The 17,108-nt window shown below is 35.8% G+C and carries 16 protein-coding genes and 1 pseudogene; 5 read left to right on the top strand and 12 right to left on the bottom strand.

Features of this window, described 5'->3' with window-relative positions:
• Window position 1 precedes the first annotated feature (1 nt).
• Both IW492_RS12555 and IW492_RS12550 read right to left on the bottom strand, forming a co-directional pair.
• Window positions 2-277 carry a MoaD/ThiS family protein gene (locus IW492_RS12555; RefSeq protein ID WP_202067980.1) on the bottom strand — a complete coding sequence of 92 codons (276 nt, stop codon included), beginning with the start codon at window positions 275-277 and terminating at the stop codon, window positions 2-4.
• Window positions 278-805 carry a hypothetical protein gene (locus IW492_RS12550; RefSeq protein WP_202067979.1) on the bottom strand — a complete coding sequence of 176 codons (528 nt, stop codon included), beginning with the start codon at window positions 803-805 and terminating at the stop codon, window positions 278-280.
• Between the two features lie 63 nt (window positions 806-868).
• On the opposite strand from IW492_RS12550, the pseudogene IW492_RS18710 reads away from it, so the two are divergent.
• Window positions 869-1,704: pseudogene (locus tag IW492_RS18710) on the top strand (transposase); the annotation flags it as partial.
• 56 nt (window positions 1,705-1,760) lie between these two features.
• Here the strand turns inward: IW492_RS18710 and IW492_RS12535 are convergent.
• Entirely contained in the window at window positions 1,761-2,480 is a 720-nt protein-coding gene (locus IW492_RS12535; protein WP_202067977.1) for a HesA/MoeB/ThiF family protein, read from the bottom strand.
• 273 nt (window positions 2,481-2,753) lie between these two features.
• Here IW492_RS12535 and IW492_RS12530 point away from each other — a divergent pair, with 273 nt between their 5' ends.
• Window positions 2,754-3,053, top strand: coding sequence for a transposase (locus IW492_RS12530; protein WP_202067976.1), 300 nt, complete (start codon window positions 2,754-2,756; stop codon window positions 3,051-3,053).
• A gap of 451 nt (window positions 3,054-3,504) precedes the next feature.
• On the opposite strand, the gene IW492_RS12525 is transcribed toward IW492_RS12530, so the two are convergent.
• Window positions 3,505-4,680, bottom strand: a complete 1,176-nt coding sequence (locus tag IW492_RS12525) for an MFS transporter (RefSeq protein ID WP_202067975.1) — start codon at window positions 4,678-4,680, stop codon at window positions 3,505-3,507.
• A gap of 87 nt (window positions 4,681-4,767) precedes the next feature.
• Here IW492_RS12525 and IW492_RS12520 point away from each other — a divergent pair, with 87 nt between their 5' ends.
• Complete coding sequence (locus IW492_RS12520) at window positions 4,768-5,580, top strand: helix-turn-helix domain-containing protein (RefSeq protein WP_202067974.1); 813 nt, start codon at window positions 4,768-4,770, stop codon at window positions 5,578-5,580.
• Between the two features lie 49 nt (window positions 5,581-5,629).
• Here the strand turns inward: IW492_RS12520 and IW492_RS12515 are convergent, their stop codons facing one another.
• The 3 genes from IW492_RS12515 to IW492_RS12505 form a co-directional block, all read right to left on the bottom strand.
• The gene (locus IW492_RS12515; RefSeq protein ID WP_202067973.1) at window positions 5,630-5,917 is read right to left on the bottom strand and encodes an integrase core domain-containing protein; all 288 of its coding nucleotides are present in this window, start codon (window positions 5,915-5,917) and stop codon (window positions 5,630-5,632) included.
• An 85-nt stretch (window positions 5,918-6,002) separates the two neighbouring features.
• Window positions 6,003-6,191, bottom strand: coding sequence for a helix-turn-helix domain-containing protein (locus IW492_RS12510; RefSeq protein WP_236671904.1), 189 nt, complete (start codon window positions 6,189-6,191; stop codon window positions 6,003-6,005).
• Between the two features lie 153 nt (window positions 6,192-6,344).
• The gene (locus tag IW492_RS12505) at window positions 6,345-7,148 is read right to left on the bottom strand and encodes a helix-turn-helix domain-containing protein (protein ID WP_202067972.1); all 804 of its coding nucleotides are present in this window, start codon (window positions 7,146-7,148) and stop codon (window positions 6,345-6,347) included.
• A gap of 569 nt (window positions 7,149-7,717) precedes the next feature.
• Here IW492_RS12505 and IW492_RS12500 point away from each other — a divergent pair.
• Both IW492_RS12500 and IW492_RS12495 read left to right on the top strand, forming a co-directional pair.
• A complete protein-coding gene (locus IW492_RS12500) occupies window positions 7,718-8,251 on the top strand; it encodes a helix-turn-helix domain-containing protein (RefSeq protein ID WP_202067971.1) in 534 nt (177 codons plus the stop codon).
• On the top strand, window positions 8,217-8,756 hold the full coding sequence (locus tag IW492_RS12495) for an IS630 family transposase (protein ID WP_202067970.1): 540 nt from the start codon (window positions 8,217-8,219) through the stop codon (window positions 8,754-8,756). The genes IW492_RS12500 and IW492_RS12495 overlap by 35 nt, the downstream gene beginning before the upstream one ends.
• A gap of 347 nt (window positions 8,757-9,103) precedes the next feature.
• Here IW492_RS12495 and aspS read toward each other — a convergent pair whose 3' ends face one another.
• The 5 genes from aspS to hutH all read right to left on the bottom strand — a co-directional run bounded on the left by aspS (window position 9,104) and on the right by hutH (window position 17,096).
• On the bottom strand, window positions 9,104-10,873 hold the full coding sequence (gene aspS, locus IW492_RS12490; RefSeq protein ID WP_202067969.1) for an aspartate--tRNA ligase: 1,770 nt from the start codon (window positions 10,871-10,873) through the stop codon (window positions 9,104-9,106).
• Window positions 10,874-11,121: 248 nt separating this feature from the next.
• Window positions 11,122-12,420: a histidine--tRNA ligase gene (hisS, locus tag IW492_RS12485; RefSeq protein WP_202067968.1), complete on the bottom strand. Its 1,299-nt coding sequence runs from the start codon at window positions 12,418-12,420 to the stop codon at window positions 11,122-11,124.
• Window positions 12,421-13,257: 837 nt separating this feature from the next.
• Window positions 13,258-14,136, bottom strand: a complete 879-nt coding sequence (locus tag IW492_RS12480) for a YitT family protein (RefSeq protein WP_202067967.1) — start codon at window positions 14,134-14,136, stop codon at window positions 13,258-13,260.
• 27 nt (window positions 14,137-14,163) lie between these two features.
• Entirely contained in the window at window positions 14,164-15,441 is a 1,278-nt protein-coding gene (gene hisS, locus IW492_RS12475; protein WP_202067966.1) for a histidine--tRNA ligase, read from the bottom strand.
• Between the two features lie 110 nt (window positions 15,442-15,551).
• Window positions 15,552-17,096 (bottom strand): histidine ammonia-lyase, encoded by a 1,545-nt coding sequence (gene hutH / locus IW492_RS12470; RefSeq protein ID WP_202067965.1) that lies wholly within the window; start codon window positions 17,094-17,096, stop codon window positions 15,552-15,554.
• Window positions 17,097-17,108 lie beyond the last annotated feature (12 nt).

Raw genomic sequence — 17,108 nt, 5'->3', positions numbered from 1 at the left:
TTTATCCTCCTGTAATAGGTGTTAGAAATACTATATGGTCGCCTTCCTTTATAAAGGAATCCTTATTAGCAATCACATTATTTAGTATCAGTGAAATTTCGTTATTAAAATTTCCATTTTTATCGACAAAAATTTCTTCAATTCTTGGATAATTAATAAACAAATAGTTCACTATTAATTCTTCAATTGTGGAAAATAATTCTTGATTCATTCGCACACTTAATTTATCAAATCCCATTATTTTTTTCATACCTGTGTAAAAACTCAATTCAATCATCTAACTTCTCCTCACTATTTTAATTTCCTCATTTCCCTCATAAAAACAGCGAATAGCTCTTTCTTTTTTTAAAATACTAACGACAAAGACCATTTCTCCACTATTTTTAACTAATTCCTTGTCTAGTTTTGAGGGTATTCTTTTATCTTCCGGACCACTCCATGACTCGTCATGATGCATATGATATCCACCTATAAATTCTAAATTCAATTCGTTACATGACTTAATAACTTCAATTAGTTCAATAGGATCACTAACCCATCCTCTTCTTTCTATTTGTAACTCTCCTGGATATCCTAATTCACATAGCTTTTGAGTATAACACTGGCTAATATTGCTATTTAACCGATAATTTCTTTTTAACGGAAAATGTTGGATAACCTCAGCTTGTACTCCATTAATTTTTCCTACTATAATCCCGAAAGATTGATGATCGTCTCTCTCATTCTCAATTAAATCATTCTGACAATTATCTATAATTTGATTATATAGTTTGTTATCAATTAAAATTTTCTTTATCTTATTCATGTTTATAATTCATTCCTTTCGCTACACTCAAGGCACAACACTGCATGAAAATGTGCTAACATTATGGAATCAACAGGTAAGTATTGGATTCTTGTTTTCAATGTACTAGAAGATTCTTGTTCTATCTGTCTTACCCATCCTAAATATGTGAAAGTGATTCGCGGGAAGAAGACTGATAAGAAAGACACACAATGGATTGCGGATTTATTCAAGCACAACTTAGTCTCTGAGAGTTTTATTCCACCACTTCCCATTCGTGAACTAATGGAAGACTAAAATCAAAATTATCTGAATTAGAATTAGCTATTGATGGAAAAATAACAGATGAACAAGCAATTAAAATCTACATCATCAAATCCCACTATGATGCCCTAACTCTGTGTAAATCCAATCTTGAAAAAGCAATCATTGATATCGCCGAAGAATTTAAAGCACAACAAGAACTTATTCAAACTGTACCCGGTTGTGCAAAACGGTTTACTGCGATAAAAATAATTTCAGAGCTTGGTGTAAACATGATTCAATTTCCAACAGCTGGTCACTTATGTTCGTGGGCTAGGTTAACTCCTGCAAATAATGAGAGTGCGAATAAAAAAAATCCTTTAGGATTTCTAAAGCAGGTCAATATCTCAAACCGCTATTAGTCCAAATTGCCAGCGTAAAGTGAAAAATATCCAGAACATCGAAATAAGTATCTTCAACTGAAGAAGCGTCATGGTCATAAAAAAACTGTTATAGCTATTGCTCGACGGTTATTAACGGCTATTTATCACGTTCTACTTAAAAATGAATCGTATGACGCAACTTATTACTCCATAGAGAATGTGCGACCAGATCGAACAACGACAGTAAACGAAGCTGTTTCATTCGCCAAAAGTCACGGTTTTATAATCTCTTAAAAATTTTTTCGAGGTTATACCTTTATTTAATGCGCTCTTTTTTAGCATATATATTATTATGAACCCCTGGTTTTATTTTCAAGCTTCTGACCTACTAAAGTAATTTCATTAAATATGTTATTCTGAATATCAAAATAACAACACTTTCCTATTAGCTGCCTATCCCATCCTAATAAAGATTTAACAACTTCCATTGACTGCATAGCCGCAATTATTGCTACAATTGGTCCGATAACACTTTTGTCTTTAAACTTTTCTTTCTTAACATTATTAAATAACTTTTCATAGGTATATCCATTCACTGGATCTAAAACAGTAACATAACCCTCAAATCTTTGAATTGCACCTAAAATAACCTGTTTTTTCAATTTTTTTGCTACATCAGAAATAATTTTTCGACTTGACAAATTATCAGTACAATCAACAATTATTTGATAATTCTTAAACGGTTCAATATTCATTTCTTGTTGAAATTTCATGCAATAACTATTTATCTTAACTTTTGAATTTATAGTCTGTAATCTTTTTTTTGCAAGTACTACCTTGTTTTCTCCAATATCGTCTTCTCCATAAAGTATTTGTCGATTTAAATTTGTTTCATCCACCATATCAAAATCTACAATACCTATTTCACCTACTCCCAACCTAACTAATTGCTGACAAACATTAGAACCCAAACCTCCCACTCCAATTATTAAGACCGACGATGCCAATAAAATTTTTTGTCCATCTTTTTCTTCATCAACTAATGATATCTGTCTTAAATATCGTTTCAATTCGCATCTCTCCTTTCTTTAAACAAAGTATATCTATGTCTAATAATTAAAAAAAATCACAATAGAGATAATAAATGGGAATCTGAAAAATTTTCAAAAATAAATAGACCACAAAATTCTGAGAAGATGTAGTGACTCCAAAAAATTAGACTTTTTCGGAGTGAAGAAATTGGAACTGGTATGATAAACTGGACATAGAGAAAAGAGAAAACGCGAACACGTTATACTATAACAGACATAAAGTCAAGGGGATTCGAGGGGGGGGGAATTACTATGAGACGTAGATTATTCACACAAGAATTCAAACGACGAGCTGTTTTACTCGTCTTGAATGAAGGAATACCTGTCCAAACTGTTTCAAAAAAATTGGAAGTCCATCCTAATTCCATCTACCGATGGATTCAAGAGTATGAAAAACACGGAGAACGTGCCTTTCCAGGAAGAGGGAGCCATGAATTCGTTCGTAGAAATGAAATTACGCGCCTCGAAAAAGAGAATAAACGCTTAAAAGAAGAAGTGGAACTCCTAAAAAAGTTCGAAGTCTTCCTGAAAGAAAAAGGAAGACTTCGGTAATTTTTGAATTTATAAAAGGTCATCGGGGAACTCTATCTATTTTAGAGGCTTGTCGTTGCCTAAGTGTAACCTATCCAGGGTATTATTTGTTCTGTCAGCGGGAGCCATCAAATCTTGAAATTGAAAACGAAACCTTGACTGAACTGTTGAAAGATTTTTTTCTCGAACATAAAGGACGCTATGGATCTAAAAGAATAAAATTTGTTCTACAAAAAGAATACATTCTAGTTTAGGCTATAAAACTCCAAACGAATTTCTACGTTTACAAAATCAACTTATTTTTTTGTTCATAAAAGTCTTGCCATTTCATAACTCATTGTCTAATTTTTCTTGACAAGTCCAGTACAAGATAAGAATTTTGTGGGCTATTTATTTTAACCATTAAAGTCCTCGAGAATGATATGCTACCCATCAATAGCATTACTTTGATCATTACGATTTTCAAAAGGCATTAATTACTGATCTTTGAATAGAAAATAAAAAATGAGCCTATCATAGTAATTGCACCTAAAATACTAAATATCTGTATGTGATGATTCCAATTTAAATTGCTAATAAGAATTCCTCCAACTATCGGTCCCATAGTTGAACCAATTTTTATTAGCTCTGACCAACTAAAATATGCACCTTTATTTTCTTCATCTGCAATTTGATCAATGGCATAATCAAAGCGAGCTCCTAATAGTAACTCACCAAGAGAATATAATATGGTAAAGAGTAATAATGAAAAATAGCTTGGAAAAAAAATCACAATGAATAAGCAACTTGAAAAAAGGAGGTTACTGATTGCTAAAATATAATTTGATCGAAACTTTTTGGTCCAACGTATTACCGGGAATTGAAACAGGAGAATAGCTAATGCGCTGAAGGATAGTAAGGAACTATATAATTCAACACCACTTGATGATTCTTGTGATAGGTATTGTGAAATTGTAGAATTAAATTGAGAATATCCAAAGTATGAAAACATTACTCCTATTATTAATAGTATTAGTTGTTTGAAATTTTTATCAAGAAAAATTGCTTTTTTACTTTCTTTTGTATGCTTATCTGTGTCTTTCTTTATCTTTGGAATTTCATCTTCACTTAAAAATAAATTTGTTAAACCAACAATAATATAAATAATTCCTAAAATGATGTAAGGTTTAATTGTATATTTAAAGCCTAGAGTAATACTCAACATAGGTCCAACTATTGCACCTATATTGATTGCTGCATAACGCAAATTGAAAATAAGTAGTTTTGATTCTATTCGAGTATACATACTCAAGGATTTTTTACATGAAGGTTCATATATTGTGTAACATAGCCCGTTCATACCATTAAGTATCATAAACACAACAAAACGATCGGCAAAAGAAAATAATATAAAAATAACACCCCAAATAACTGGTATTAGAACCAATATCTTTTTCACCTGAATGAGATCAATTAATTTTCCTGCGACTAATGAAAAAAGCACATTCACAAATGGATTAATTCCAATAATATAACCAATTTGTGTAGGTGTTAACATAGCAACATCACTTAAATAAATAGCTAAAAATGGTATACTCATAAACATTGCAATTCGCGAAAAGAGTGTTCCCATTAATAAAATAACAGCAGATTTCGAAATTTTTGACATAAGAATCTCCTTTATAAAACTTTTATTCTTTAATAATAAATGAGACTTGTTCCTCCTCCATTTTTTCGTTAGAATACTAACAAAGGAGTGAGAAAAATCTACGGAAAATCAATCAAACTCATTAGAAAATCAAAAGGTATTTCACAAGTTGAGCTGGCACAAGGTATCATGTCCCGATCAAACTTATCAAATTTTGAGAATAATCATTACATTCCTACTTTTGACAAAGTTATACAGTTATTAACCCGTTTGAATTTGAGTACAGAAGAATTTATACTTATTAGTGATAAAAAAGTAGCTTATTATCAAACACTATACAATGAACTTACTACATCAGAAAATTGTAGAGATTTAAATAATTTAATAATTGTTGATAAAAAAATTGCAAATGTAAAGTTTCTGTCCAATAAATATTATGAACTGTATTTGTTATCCCAATATGTATTAAATCTTCATGGTTTGGAGTTCACGGTATCAGTTAATGAAATTAAATCCTATATCAAGCCTCTTCTTTTTAAAAGTGATCAATGGTTTAAAAGAGAACTACAACTATACAATAACTTTCTATTTCTATTTGATTATTCAGAAAATCAAATTCTCTACAATAAGGTTATAAAAAAATTGGACAGAAAAGACATTCCCACACCTTCCAAAGAATATAGAGTACATTTGTCTTTAAATTACGGAATTCAATTAATTAACGAGGAATGTTGGGAGTTGGCGAATAAAGTTCTAATCAGAGGAAAAAGCGATGCACATAAAAATAACCTTTTCTTCCAAGAATTACTTATTGATTGCCTTATTTTAAATCAAACAGAACAAACCAAGTATATATTTGATAAACTAATTGACTTAGGTTATGAAAATAAGTTAAATATCATACAATGGTACCTAAAGTAAAAATAATTTTGGGACCTGCAACAGTTTAGTTAACAGTCAGATAGATTACCTATTTTAAGTTCACCTCAAATTGTCGAGGAGTCATCATAAATTTTGTATGGATTCTTTTGTTGGGATAATAGTCTTCTAAATAATCTTGGATCAACACGTCCATCTCTAGTTTACTTTTGTGCTTATTTGGTTCAACTAATTCTCGTTTGATTGATCGATGGAACAACTCGATTACTTCGTTGTCAACAGGAGTAGCAGGTTGGCTCATTGAATGCGTAATGTGATGGTCGATCAACAGTTTCTGGTAGACAAGAGAACGATATTGGCTGCCTGAATGAATTACCATAGGCCTCCTTTGTAGATCTGTAACAGCTGAACAACAATTTTTTTCATAGGTAAATCTACCATGTAACAATGTAGAATACGAGTAGCTAGGTCAATATAAGTGGATAAATAGAGACGACCATCTCTACTCCGTATCTCCGATACTCTGAGACCCAACGGGAAACAGTAGGACGAGAAATAGTATATTCTTCAGAAACGGTCTTGACAGTATCATTATTCTCAAAAATATCTTGAGACACCTTCAGCTTAAATTCACGATCATATGTTTTTCTCAATAGCCTTCATTCCTTCCGGTAATGCAACTGACAGTCAAGAAAAGTGTATCATATCCCATTTGAATAATACTCTTTGATCAACACTTTCATCTTTTCACTGAAACTCATTAATTTTTCTACCTCTTATTTTATTTGAAAAATGGAAAAAATATGTTATATTTTCATTTTTTTACTATTGTACTTTGAGAATAGCCAATAATTAATGTAATATTCCCAATAATCATTAACATGTTGGCTATTAAGCGACCTTCCCAATTCATTTAAAGCCAGTTCTCTATAAATTTTTTCTACGTATTTAGTTACATAATTTTTCGAAAGATACTCTATTAATATTTTTGACCATCTAATTATGGAATCCTTTTCCCCAATTTCTTTCAAAACTATAAGAAAAAAATAAAAAGGGTTAAATTTTTCTAGAACTAAATATGTTGGTAAATTTTTTAACAAAACATTTAATTCTATCTCAAAATAATCAACATTTATTTCTTTTTTCTCTACCTTATAAAAAATTAGTACTTTATATAACATACAACTATAATGGTCAAGTCTTGAAGTTTCTTTTACAAAATCCTCTGCGTAATGAAAATTTATTAATGCATCATCTAATTCATTATTATAATAACTAACTACTCCTTTATAGAAATAATAAGAATATGTTTCACATTCATTTAACCCTTCTTCATCAAAATTTGTAAGCAAATTTTCTATTCTAGTATAGTTTTCCTCATACATAATCGAACCAATTTTTTTTTCAACTTTATTTAATAAATCATCTGATAACATAACAATACCAAGTTTTCTGTACAGTTTAAATAATATTTCTGAAGAAGGTTTTTTCTTTCCGTTTTCAATATCTGATAACATACTCTGAGAACAAATTCCAAAAGCTACTTCTTTTTGGCTTAGATTCAACATTCTTCTAAAATTTTTCACCATATGTATATAATTCCCCAACATAAATCAACTCCTTATATCTATTCTTTTCAAATTAGTTTTCAAGAATATTTATTATAAGATTAACAAACAGACAATCTTTATGGCTCTAAATCAATATAAATAAGAAATTTTTCCCTGTGGAAACTTATGTGAATATTGATAACAAATCTATTCCAGAAAAAATATTTTCGACATCTTTTTCTGAAAAATTCCATTTCCCTATTTTTTTTCTAATTCATATATATATTAAACACTCCAACCTAAAAGATAAAATCGCTATTGCGATTTTATATGTAATCATATTGTGATTTAATTTCTTTAATTCTCATAATTAATAAAAAAGCAAATAGCCAGATCCTTTTGTTACTCAACATCTTTAGATAATTCACTACTCAATTCAATTATTCTGGTTAAAATTTATTTAACGCTTCTTAACATAAAAAGCCATCCTCAGATTGAGAACAGCTTTCTAATTTTGAGATTCAACTAGAATTTTATTTATTTAAACTATATAGAACCTGTAAAAGAATCGATGACATAGCGTAACTTGCCAGACGTGTTACACTTAAAGTAAAAACGAGGTGCCTGCCATGAAATATCATCGTTATTCTGCAGAACAAATTGCCGAAATCGCCGACCAACTCGCTCATGTAAAAAACACTGTCCTACAACGGAAATATCAAGCGATTCATTTAAGTATGCAAGGCTATACAAGCCTTGCTGTTGCTGAGATGGTTGGCTGTTCAGCCAATACTGTCGGGCAGTATATTCATCTTTATAAAACACAGGGACTTCTTGGGCTGGTTCCCCAAAAATCCACTGAGCGTCCTACTTTTATGACAGCTGAACAAGGACAAGCCCTCTATCAAGTGATTCAGAATCACTCCCCTCATGAAGTAGGATTTCCTGGTCGATACAATTGGACAGCTTCCCTTGCTTCTAGTTGGTTAAAACTTACCTATGGGGTTGAGTATGCCCAAAGTAGTATGCTCCAACAGTTACATCAACTTGGTCTGAGTTACTCAAGACCGAGCGACACAATGGCCAGTGCAGACAAAGAGAAACAGGCCTTGTTTATCAAACAGTTAGATGCTGAAAAAAAAACTGTTAAATGGCGAAATTGACCATTTACTTTTTGAAGATGAATCGACCATTAGAGACTATCAGGCTTTACTATCAACCTGGTTTCCTGTAGGCAAACAAAAATTAATTAAGACCTATGGGAAGCATTTTAGTGTGAAATTGACTGGTATTCTTAATTATGAAACGGGTGCAGTCTATGTCCAAGAAGGCCTCGCCTTTGATGCAAAAGTTTTTTTGACTTTTTTAGAAAAGGTACTCACCCTCTATCCAAAAGGGAAGATCGTGATGGTACTAGATAATGCTCGCGTTCATCATGCCAAGCTTTTGGTCCCTTTTCTGAATGCCAATCCACGCTTACAGTTACTCTTTCTGCCACCCTATAGCCCAATTTTGAATCAGATTGAGGGGCTTTGGAAATGGTTGAAAGATTCATGCATTAATAATGTCTTTTTTTCAAAGTACTATCAGATAACGCTAGCTGTCCGTTCGTTTATTCAGTGGGTCAACACAGTTCCTACACAGGTGATCGATCGGTTATGCTTATAATCTAAATTCTTTTACAGGTTTTATATATTACTTAATTTTTTTACAGAAGAAAATCCTCCATACAAATTTCTACTTTCCATATTAGCAATGTTTTTCTCAGCTTTCTAATGACTTCAAATCGCTTATGTTCTTTCCTATCCGAAACGGTTCAAGTTCAATATCAAGGTCAATACTTTTTTACCGTAATGATAAAACACTGAAAATCATATAATTTCACGGAAAATTTTGTTCCTGCAAAGATACCTCAAAAAAATTAATCTGAAATAAAAAGGACAGAAAGACCGTTCTCAAACGATTTTCCTATCCTCAAGTTTTATTTTACAGGGTTTTATATAGACGGACTTTTTCTATTCGTCAATCGCTGTTACATCTAAATTCAATTCGAACAACTGTAAATCTGATACAGTACTTGGCGCATTATTCATCGGATCAGCTGCTTTTCCGTTTTTAGGGAAAGCAATGACCTCACGAATATTTTCTTCACCTGCAAGCAGCATAACCAGACGATCCAGCCCCAAAGCAATTCCTCCATGCGGCGGAAATCCATAAGACAATGCATCCAATAAATAACCAAACTGTTCTTGAATGGTTTCTTCAGACATCCCCAGTGTTTCAAACATTGTTTGTTGCAGTTCCGGCTGATAAATACGCAGGGAGCCTCCGCCAAGCTCATATCCATTCAGCACAACATCATATGCCTGTGCATAAACTTTTTCAGGAGTCGTTGAAAGCATCTCGATATGCTCTTCTCTCGGCAAAGTGAATGGATGGTGAGCAGAAACATAACGCTTCGCTTCTTCATCATATTCAAACAACGGCCAATCTACGACCCAAAGGAAGTTATATTTAGACTCATCAATCAAGCCAAGCTCTTTACCCATTCGAGAGCGGATGGCACCTAATGATGCAGCAACAATTCCCGGTGTATCTGCACCAAACATCAGCAGATCCCCTACTTCTGCATTAGTTACTTTAATTAATTCATCTGTAACATCTGTCAGGAATTTCGCAATTGGTCCTTTCAGTCCATCTTCTTCAACCTTCAGCCAAGCCAAGCCTTTTGCTCCGAATTGACTTACATACTGACCTAAGTTATCCATATCTTTACGTGAATATTTATCTGCAGCACCTTTTGCATTCAGCGCTTTTACCTGTCCACCATTTTGTAATGCCATTTGGAAAACCTTAAAGTCCACATCTTTAACCACCGGTGCAATATCAATCAGTTCCATCTCAAAACGAGTATCCGGCTTGTCACTGCCGTATCGAGCCATCGCTTCATCATAAGTGATTCGAGGGAATGGCAGCGGCAGGTCTACACCTTTCGCTTCCTTCATCACTTTCGCCAGCATTTCTTCCGTCATTGTCTGAATTTCTTCTGCTGTAAGGAAAGTTGTTTCAATATCGACTTGTGTAAACTCAGGCTGACGGTCTCCACGCAAATCTTCATCACGGAAACAGCGAACAATCTGATAATATCTGTCAAATCCGGCACCCATCAGCAGCTGTTTGAAAATCTGCGGTGATTGAGGCAATGCATAAAAATGTCCGGCGTGTACACGTGAAGGCACCAGATAGTCTCTCGCCCCTTCTGGAGATGATTTTCCCAAGTAAGGTGTTTCTACATCCATAAATGCATGATCATCCAGATAATGGCGGATAGATTTTGTTACCTGATGACGCAGCTTGAAGTTTTCAGTCATCCCGGGACGTCGCAAATCAAGATAACGATACTTCATTCGCACTTCATCACTGACGTTATTGTCATCTTCAATTAGGAAGGGTGGGGTTTTCGCTTTATTTAAAATAGTAATATCTGAGGCCATTACCTCAAATTCACCGGTTGTCATCTTAGGATTCACTGCTTCATCATCACGATAAACGACTTCACCAGTGATCTCAATTACATATTCACTTCGGCATTTATCAGCAATTTCCCATGCTTCTTTTGAAACCTCAGGATTGAATACGACCTGTACAACTCCTTCTCTATCTCTTAAATCAATAAAGATTACGCCCCCAAGGTCACGACGCTTTTGCACCCACCCTTTAAGGACAACCACCTTGCCTGTAAATTCTTTTGTTATTTCTCCACAATACACTGTACGCTCTGACATAAAATAGTACTCCCTTTCTTTTTTGACACCATTCATTTTTTACTTATAATTTGAATGCTTTAATTTTGAAGGTCCGATGTCCATTATTCCTACCATACTTGATAACAGGATAATGGCACTCCCTTTCTTGTTTGACAACATTCATTTTTTATTAGTTAGACACTGCTTTTGTTTCTAAACAGATTCTCTCTGCTGAAACAACTCCCTTTTTCTTCGTTTCGTTTTTTAACCATATTTACCTGTCGTTATCAATCAAGCATAATCGTTATCATCTCATCATAGACTTCATTGAAGCGTTCATAAATATCAACCAGCTTAAATGCTTTTTCTTCACGGCTGACCATATTTTTCACATTAACAATTCCTTCAACCAGTTCACTCTCACCGATCGTTAATACCAGCTTTGCATTGAGCTTCGCTGCCGTTTTAAATTGAGCCTTCGGTTTACGACTCATAAAATCGCGATCCGCAGAAAAACCAAAATTTCTAATTACTTGAACCAGTTTCAGCGAAGCAATATTTGTATCCGCACCAATACCGACAACATAAGCATCAATCTCATTAATTTCAGGAATGATGATTCCTTCCGCTTCCATTGTGAGCAAAATCCGCTCAATCCCCATGGCGAAACCAAAGCTCGGTGTTTCCGGTCCCCCAAGTTCTTCGACCAGTCCATCATAGCGGCCACCGGCACAGATCGTTGACTGTGCCCCCATGCCTTTTGCTTCACTCATGATTTCAAAAATCGTATGTGTATAATAATCTAATCCGCGAACCATATTTTGATCGATTACATAAGAAATTTCCAATTCATCCAGCATTTGCAGCACCGTTTCAAAATGTTGCTTAGATGCTTCATTTAAGTAATCCAGAATAGAGGGGGCATCTGCTATGATCGCCTTATCTTTTCTATCCTTACTGTCCAACACACGTAATGGGTTTTCGTACAGTCGCCGTTTTGAATCTTCACTAAGCTCTTCGGCTTTCGGTTCAAGATAATCGATCAGTGCCTGACGGTAAGCAGCTCGGCTGTCTTTATCTCCTAAAGAATTGATGACCAACTTGATCTCGTTGATGCCTAGTTGTTTGAAGAAATCCATTGCCATCGCCATGCTTTCTACATCAACAGCAGGATTATCGCTGCCAAACGCTTCAACACCGATTTGATGGAATTGACGCTGACGCCCTGCCTGCGGGTTTTCATAACGGAACATTGGTCCTATGTAAAATGTTTTATATGGCTTCGCATATTCAGGACCAAACAGCTTGTTTTCAACAAAGGCTCTGACGATCGGTGCTGTTCCTTCCGGACGCAGTGTCACATGCCGATTTCCTTTATCATAAAAATCATACATTTCTTTAGAAACGATATCGGTTGTATCACCCACACTTCGAGCAATCACTTCGTAGTGTTCAAAAATCGGCGTGCGGATTTCCTGATATTGATAATCTCTGAAAAGCAAACGTGCTGTTTCCTCAACAAATTGCCATTTCTCTGTTGTCCCCGGCAGCAGATCATATGTACCTTTTGGCTTTTGATAATTCATCTGATTTTCCTCCATTTCTCTCTCATTGATTCAATTGGTTGACAATGAAAATAACTAATTGTTATTGTACGATTGGCAAAACGCTCGCTTGCTAAACGTTATTAACATGAAAAGGACAGTATCAACTAACTGGGATTTCTTATCCTCGACACGTCAAACTTCTTGTTATCTCCTGATAAATAAAAAATTCGCCCTTGTATCATCTACAAGGGCGAACGAATCATTCATACGCGGTACCACCTAATTTTGAAAGATTGCTCTCTCATCTCAACGATTAACGCTCGTAACGGAATGGCTTTTCTTACATTCATCTCAGGAATGTCTTTCGATTTCTTTTGCGGAGCTGCTTTCAGCCAAGGCCTCTCTCTCTTTTGACACAAATAAGAAATTTACTCGTTCCTTCATCGATTTTCAATATTACATACAAACTATAAATTACTAGAGATTTTCATGAAAGTCAAGTGGTATTTTAATGATTCCCAAAGATTTCTATTTCCCGCCGACAGCAAGGTAAACTCTTCTATTTCCAACGCAACGGATCAGTCTATCTAAACAGTAAAGAGTCAGCCAGCTATACTGAAAAAGAACAAATACCTCACGAAATCATTTCGAGGCTTGTTCTTTTATGTTTTACTGATTTTTTACTTTTTGATAAATCATCGGAAAATGTCAAAATTCAATACTGCCATAGAAAAAGGCAAGCTTTACAGCAGCTCTGCCAGTCGAAGTGAGAATAGTTGATTTTAACATAGAAGGCTGCTGCTGAAATCTTTATTAGATACAAAATCAATCAGGGCTTTAGCTGTTTTAACTTCATCAATGAAATCATCTTTTGCGCTACACAATGTCCAGCTCCTTGAACTGGCTTAAAATCTTCACGTCCTGCGATACACTGACAAATGCGTGCGGGTCAACCTTTTTCATAATTTTTTCCAGCAGCTCCATTTCATAGTAGGTGATGATGGTGATTAAAATCGTTTGCGGTTGATGATCGTAGGCACCTTCTGCCTGTGGAATTATCGTGATTCCTCTAGTCAATTGGGCCTGCAGTCCCGGAATGACTAGCTCCGGCTTTTGTGTGATAATCATCACCTGCACCTTTTGATGCTTTACATAAACCAAGTCAGTAACCTTCCCGCTGACAATAATGGAAAGCAGACTGTAAAAAGCATAGGGCCAGCCAAATAAATAGCCTGCAGTCAAAACAATCAATCCATTGATAATCATAGAAATTGCCCCAACACTTTGACCGGTCCATTTACGCAAGATAATGATAACAATGTCCAGGCCTCCTGTAGACAATCCATACTTCAGGGCCAGACCTAATGAAAAGCCATTGACCGCTCCGCCAAAAATCGCACAGATAATCGGATCTGTGGTTAGTGCGACGGAGGGTAAAATTTGAATAGCAAAAGAAGCGCTGGTAACACTGACGATCATAAAAATAACAAGCTTCCGATTGAGTTTAAACCAGGCAAGAATAAATAAAGGAATATTCAACACATAGTAAATAACTGAGATAGGCAGATAAAATGAGCCCCAGCGTGTAACAACAGTGGAAATGATCTGGGATAAGCCAGTAATTCCCCCAGCATATATCCTTCCCGGCTGCCAAAACAAGTTTAATGCAATTGAGTATAAAAATGCGTAAATCAAAATAACCGTTAATTTTGTAATCATTTCCTGCCAAAAATCTTTGTTTCTTAACATCCTCATTGTTTTCGCCCATTTCATCTTATATTTCTAAACGTTATCAAAATAAGCTGTTAACTGCGTATAGGGAATACGCAGCTCTTCACCGGAATGCATATCCTTCAAAACCACCTGTGCATCATTTACTTCATTTTCACCAATAATCGCAACAATTTTTGCATTTAGTTTATTTGCTTTGCGAAGCTGATTTCGAATCTTTTGGTAGGAGATATCCCGCTCAACGATCAATTTCGCTTTTCTAGCTGTTTGTGCAACCTGTTGCGCATAGCCGTTTCCGGAAGGTGCCAGACAAGCAACATAAACATCTATCTCTCTGGAAACCGGAATGCTTCTCCCTTCAGCTTCACTTGCAAGCAGCGCCCGCTCGATTCCCAGTGCAAAGCCAAAGCCTGTATCTACAACAGCTGGTCCTCCAAATTCACTAATCAAACCATCGTAACGTCCCCCGGCACAAATCGTTGTAAGCACACCATTAAAGGCAGCTGCCTCACTCATAATTTCAAAGACAGTGTGATTATAATAGTCCAGTCCACGTACCATACGATGATCCACGCTATACGAAATATTCGCGTCCTCCAGCAGTTGTTTAACTTCTTCAAAAAATAAGCTGCTTTCTCTGTCAAGGCTGTCTAAAATAGATGGTGCCCCTGTGATGATTTTCTGATCCCTTGCATCCTTACTGTCTAGTACTCGAAGGGGATTTTGATAAAGCCGCCGCTTTGAATCTTCACTCAGCTGTTCTTCAAATTGTGTCAAATAATCAATCAATGTCTGACGATACTTTTTACGGCTTTCTCGGGTCCCTAAAGAATTGATGACCAATTTCGTTTCATTGACCCCTAAACAGTTAAAAAATTCTAAAGCCATCATCATCGTTTCTACATCAGTTGCGGGATTACTGCTGCCGATCACTTCTACGCCAATCTGATGAAACTGCCGAAGCCGCCCAGCTTGAGGTCGTTCATAACGAAACATAGGCCCCATATAATAAGCCTTAAATGGATGACTGTGTTCAGGTCCATAGAGCTTGTTTTCCACATAGCTTCTTACAAGAGGGGCTGTTCCCTCCGGACGCAGTGTGATATGACGGTTGCCTTTATCATAAAAGTCATACATTTCTTTACTGACAATGTCTGTACTTTCTCCTACACTTCGAGCAATCACTTCAAAATGCTCAAAAATCGGTGTCCGTACTTCATGAAAATTATAGCGTTGAAAAACCTCTCTGGCAGCGGCCTCTATATACTGCCATTTTTCTGATTGCCCGGGTAAAATATCAATGGTTCCTTTTGGTTTTTGATAGCGCATGCGATGTTCCCCCTTTTTAAGGTTATTGTATGTAAACGAAGATATGGCAAAACAAGCAGGGGATGCGCATCATTTTTAGCTGCTGACTTTTCCTGCTTGTCTTTTTTGCTCTAGTTAAATTGGATGTCTAAAGTGACTGCCTGTTCTACGGCTGCTAATAATTTTCCGTCAGTTAAAGCATTTGTCGCTTTATTTAGTTCTTCATAGATTTCAATATCCTTATCGTTTTCAATAAAGTTAACGACTTTTCTAAATTGTTCATATGCAACCTTTGTTCCTTTACCAAGGTCTTTTTGCTGCTGTTTTATATCAAGCGCTTGACAAGCTGCCATGATTTCAGTTGCAACAATTCTACGGGAATTCTTAATAATCTCCGCTGCTTTTCTTGCCGCTGTTGTTCCCATACTGACAAAATCCTCCTGATTTTCACAAGAAGGGATAGAATCTACACTGGCCGGATGAGAAAGGATTTTATTCTCTGAAGCTAGAGAGGCGCAAGCATATTGTGTAATCATAAACCCAGAGTTCAATCCTGGATATTTTACCAGGAATGAAGGCAGCTTACTTAATTGGCTGTTCACCAGACGCTCAACACGGCGCTCAGAAACATTTCCGATTTCAGAAGCAGCAATCCCCAGAAAATCAAATGGCTGTGCCAATGGTTCACCGTGAAAGTTTCCGCCTGAAATTACTTCACCGGTTCTAGTAATAATTGGGTTATCGGTAACCGAGTTGAGCTCAATTTCAACCTTCTCTTTGACATAGGCAACGCTGTCTTTGCTGGTTCCATGAATTTGCGGGATACAGCGCAAAGTATAAGGGTCCTGTACTCGATCAGCAGTTGCCACAGTAGTGTATGCACTGCCTTTGATCAGCTGACGTATATTTTTTGCAGTGGCTAATTGACCATTTTGAGGGCGAATGGTATGTAAATTTTCTGCAAAAGGACTTGAGATACCATTGTGTACCTCCAAGGATAATGCACCGGCAATATCCGACAATTTCAATAACTCAATTGCATCATAGGTTGCTAGAGCACCCACTCCATTTAATACGGTTGTTCCGTTAATAAAAGCCAAGCCTTCTTTAGCACTCAACTGAATAATCGGTAAGCCTGCTTTTTCCATAGCTATCTTGCCCTGCAATAATTCGCCCTTATAGTAAGCCTTTCCTAAGCCTAGTAAAGGTAGAACCATATGTGCCAACGGTGCTAAATCACCTGAAGCACCTAAAGAGCCTTTCTCCGGAATAAATGGATGCACACCGCTATTCAGCATCCCTAACAAGGCTTCGATCGTACTTAAGCGAATACCTGAATATCCTTTAACCAATGAATTTACCCGAATCAGCATGATTGCCCGAACAACATCCTCCGGAAAGGGGTCGCCATAACCACATGCATGGGTACGAATCAAATTTTCCTGAAGCTGTACGGTATCTTCTTTTGAGATGCTCACATTACAAAGAGAGCCAAATCCTGTATTGACACCATAGACAACCCGGCGCTCTTCCACTATTTTATCTACAATCTTTCTTGAAGCAATAACCTCTTTCTTCGCCGCTTCATCTATTTTACAAATGACACCTTGGCGTGCAACCGCTGCCACATCTTCTAAGGTCAAACTATCTCCATCTAATATTAATACATTTGCCATTTCATTTTCCTC

Source organism: Enterococcus sp. BWB1-3, from assembly GCF_016745275.1.
GTDB lineage: Bacteria > Bacillota > Bacilli > Lactobacillales > Enterococcaceae > Enterococcus_L.
Note: the sequence above shows the minus strand (reverse complement) of the source record. Positions and strands in the feature narration are given on the sequence as shown.

Coding starts and splice junctions, on each gene's coding strand:
- IW492_RS12555 (WP_202067980.1), bottom strand. CDS start 277: ATGATTGAATTGAGTTTTTACACAGGTATGAAAAAAATAATGGGATTT.
- IW492_RS12550 (WP_202067979.1), bottom strand. CDS start 805: ATGAATAAGATAAAGAAAATTTTAATTGATAACAAACTATATAATCAA.
- IW492_RS12530 (WP_202067976.1), top strand. CDS start 2,754: ATGAGACGTAGATTATTCACACAAGAATTCAAACGACGAGCTGTTTTA.
- IW492_RS12525 (WP_202067975.1), bottom strand. CDS start 4,680: ATGTCAAAAATTTCGAAATCTGCTGTTATTTTATTAATGGGAACACTC.
- IW492_RS12515 (WP_202067973.1), bottom strand. CDS start 5,917: ATGGTAATTCATTCAGGCAGCCAATATCGTTCTCTTGTCTACCAGAAA.
- IW492_RS12505 (WP_202067972.1), bottom strand. CDS start 7,148: ATGTTGGGGAATTATATACATATGGTGAAAAATTTTAGAAGAATGTTG.
- IW492_RS12500 (WP_202067971.1), top strand. CDS start 7,718: ATGAAATATCATCGTTATTCTGCAGAACAAATTGCCGAAATCGCCGAC.
- IW492_RS12495 (WP_202067970.1), top strand. CDS start 8,217: ATGCTGAAAAAAAAACTGTTAAATGGCGAAATTGACCATTTACTTTTT.
- aspS (WP_202067969.1), bottom strand. CDS start 10,873: ATGTCAGAGCGTACAGTGTATTGTGGAGAAATAACAAAAGAATTTACA.
- hisS (WP_202067968.1), bottom strand. CDS start 12,420: ATGAATTATCAAAAGCCAAAAGGTACATATGATCTGCTGCCGGGGACA.
- IW492_RS12480 (WP_202067967.1), bottom strand. CDS start 14,136: ATGAGGATGTTAAGAAACAAAGATTTTTGGCAGGAAATGATTACAAAA.
- hisS (WP_202067966.1), bottom strand. CDS start 15,441: ATGCGCTATCAAAAACCAAAAGGAACCATTGATATTTTACCCGGGCAA.
- hutH (WP_202067965.1), bottom strand. CDS start 17,096: ATGGCAAATGTATTAATATTAGATGGAGATAGTTTGACCTTAGAAGAT.